This is a genomic window from Paenalcaligenes sp. (assembly GCF_030152715.1).
GTDB classification, from domain to species: Bacteria; Pseudomonadota; Gammaproteobacteria; order Burkholderiales; family Burkholderiaceae_B; genus Paenalcaligenes; species Paenalcaligenes hermetiae.
The window spans coordinates 1-2,796 of sequence record NZ_JASLIX010000137.1; the positions used below are offsets into that span (position 1 = coordinate 1).

The 2,796-nt window shown below is 49.7% G+C and carries 3 protein-coding genes and 1 pseudogene; 3 read left to right on the forward strand and 1 reads right to left on the reverse strand.

Annotation, left to right across the window (positions count from 1 at the left end; translation table 11 throughout):
• From cysT to Q1V74_RS11030, 3 genes are all read left to right on the forward strand, one after another.
• Positions 1–655, forward strand: a 655-nt coding sequence (gene cysT / locus Q1V74_RS11020; protein ID WP_300648913.1) for a sulfate ABC transporter permease subunit CysT, incomplete at its 5' end; no start/stop codon positions are given.
• Complete coding sequence (gene cysW, locus Q1V74_RS11025) at positions 652–1,539, forward strand: sulfate ABC transporter permease subunit CysW (RefSeq protein ID WP_300648915.1); 888 nt, start codon at positions 652–654, stop codon at positions 1,537–1,539. The genes cysT and cysW, both read left to right, overlap by 4 nt.
• Complete coding sequence (locus Q1V74_RS11030) at positions 1,536–2,612, forward strand: sulfate ABC transporter ATP-binding protein (protein WP_300648917.1); 1,077 nt, start codon at positions 1,536–1,538, stop codon at positions 2,610–2,612. The genes cysW and Q1V74_RS11030 overlap by 4 nt, the downstream gene beginning before the upstream one ends.
• On the opposite strand, the pseudogene Q1V74_RS11035 reads toward Q1V74_RS11030, so the two are convergent.
• Positions 2,577–2,796, reverse strand: a pseudogene (locus tag Q1V74_RS11035) (4-hydroxybenzoate transporter); the annotation flags it as partial. The gene Q1V74_RS11030 and the pseudogene Q1V74_RS11035 sit on opposite strands and share 36 nt — an antisense overlap.

Here is a 2,796-nt window from a genome sequence, read left to right on the forward strand (position 1 = left end):
CCTCTCTTTTGGTGCCTCACTCATCGGAGCCACCATTAATGTGGTGTTTGGCGGTATCGTCGCGTGGGTACTGGTTCGCTATCCTTTTCCTGCTAAAAAGCTCGTCGATGCCTTAGTGGACCTTCCCTTCGCTCTGCCTACGGCTGTTGCCGGTATCGCTTTAGTCACCCTGTATGCTTCTACAGGCTGGGTTGGGCAATACCTACAAGTTTTTGGCCTACGCATCGCTTATACCCAATTAGGAGTGGTCATCGCCCTTACCTATATAGGCTTGCCTTTTGTCGTGCGCACCGTACAACCTGTATTAGAAAATCTAGATATCGAGTTAGAAGAAGCCTCTGCCTGCTTGGGTGCTAGCCGTTTTGCTACCCTACGACGTGTGATTTTCCCCTCCTTACTGCCGGCGCTATTAACCGGTTATGCCTTAGCTTTTGCTCGAGCCGTGGGGGAATATGGCTCTGTGGTTTTTATTTCTGGAAACCTCCCCTACCGTACAGAAATCACCCCACTACTTATTATGAGCAAAGCCGAGCAATATGACTACCCCGGCGCCGCGGCGATCGGTACGGTAATGCTCATCACCGCCTTTTTGCTCTTACTCCTGATTAACGGACTGCAATGGTGGACACAACATCGCAATCGAACCACGTTATGAAAACCCTTACCGCTACTTCCACTCTACCTGCTCGCTGGCATGCGCCCACAACAGAGTCGCCTGCCATACGCTGGTTACTTACTTTTATTGCTTTGGTTTTTTTAGCTATTTTTTTAGTTTTACCTTTGGCTGTGGTGCTCTATGGTGCTTTTGAACAAGGTCTGCGCGTTTGGTGGGATGCGATTACAGAACCAGATGCCGTAGCCGCTATTCAACTATCTTTATTTGTGGTCGCCATCGTCGTCCCCATCAACTTCGTTTTTGGCGTTGCCGCAGCGTGGGCCATCACAAAATTTGAGTTTCGAGGCAAAGCGATCTTAATTTCTTTTATTGATATGCCTTTTGCTATTTCTCCGGTCGTGGTGGGGCTGATTTTTATCATTTTATTTGGCACCCAAGGCTGGCTCGGCCCCTGGCTCGCTGCCCATGAATTACGCATTATTTTTGCAGTACCTGCCATTATTTTCGTTGTGGCTTTTGGCACCCTACCTTTTATCGCACGTGAGCTAATCCCACTAATGCAGCAACAAGGCAAAGACGAAGAAGAGGCCTCTCTTTCTTTAGGTGCAAATGGCTGGAAAACATTTTGGTATGTCACTTTACCAAATATCAAATGGGGGCTGATCTATGGCGTGATTCTTTGCAACGCACGCGCGCTTGGCGAGTTTGGAGCGGTGGCAATGGTCTCCGGACGCATTCGAGGTGAAACCAACACCATGCCTTTGCATATCGAAGTCCTCTATAACGAATACCTATTTACTGCTGCGTTTGCCGTTTCCTCCCTCTTAACCGGTTTAGCTTTGATCACTCTTGCTATCAAAGGGATTGTGGAGTGGCTCGATACACGTCCTTACTCCCTTATCGCTAAGGAAAATAAAACATGAGCATAAAAATAGATCGCATCAGCAAACGATTTGGAAATTTTGTTGCCGTAGATGATATCAGCCTAGCCCTAAATGAGGGAGAGCTTACCGCTCTCTTAGGCCCCTCGGGCTCAGGTAAAACCACCTTGCTACGTATTATCGCTGGGCTAGAACGACCTGATCAGGGACGAATTTTTTTCCATGGCCAAGATACCACTGACCTGCCCGTAAGCCAACGTGGGGTAGGCTTTGTCTTTCAGCATTACGCTCTTTTTAAACATATGAGTGTGTTTGAAAACGTCGCCTATGGCCTGACAGTGCGCCCACGCCGTTTGCGCCCTCATAAAACCCAGATCCACCAGCATGTCATGCGGCTTCTCGAAATGGTGCAACTCGACTGGGCTGCCCAGCGCTATCCCTCACAACTTTCTGGGGGGCAACGCCAACGCATCGCCTTAGCTCGCGCACTGGCGGTTGAGCCTAAAGTGTTACTACTTGATGAACCCTTTGGTGCTCTAGATGCTAAAGTCCGCACTGAACTGCGTCACTGGCTGCGACGCCTACACGACGAACTTCACATCACAAGTGTATTTGTCACACACGATCAAGAAGAAGCCTTGGAAGTGTCCGACCGAGTCATCGTCATTAATCAAGGCCGCGTAGAACAAGACGGCAGCCCCGAACAAGTCTACGATCATCCTGCTAGTCCCTTTGTTTACGAGTTTCTTGGCCAAGTCAATCGTTTTACAGCACGTATACAAGCGGGGCACGCACACATTGGTGATTTACGGCTACCGCTCACCACGGACGTCCCACCGCAGACGCAACAGGCCTATGCATATGTGCGTCCACACGACTTAGAGATTCTTAACGAAAAACAAAGTCAGGCGCTCGCTGCGCGTATTGAAATGATTTCCGTGGTCGGCCCTACCGCACGACTGGTACTACGCACCCCATACAGCAATGAAGCGGTGCATGCCGAACTGAGCAAGCACCACTTTCACACATTAGGACTACACGTAGGCAGCCAAGCATGGCTTAAACCAATATCCAGTCGCCTATTCTTTGACCAAGGCGAGCCCATCAACGCGTAATGGGACACGTGCTTCTCGTTGCTGCGCTAAAAAACCTTGCAAAAATAGCGCTGCCACTAACAGAGTACCCGCGTATAACCAATATAGGCTCGTCACGGACCAGTTTGCTTGCAGCAAATGCCCAGCAACAACGGGCGATGCCATCCCTCCTAAACGGGCAAACGCCAAGACTATTCCAACCCCA

Excerpts from the sequence above, each read along its gene's own strand:
- cysW (WP_300648915.1), top strand. The coding sequence starts at position 652 with ATGAAAACCCTTACCGCTACTTCCACTCTACCTGCTCGCTGGCATGCG.
- Q1V74_RS11030 (WP_300648917.1), top strand. The coding sequence starts at position 1,536 with ATGAGCATAAAAATAGATCGCATCAGCAAACGATTTGGAAATTTTGTT.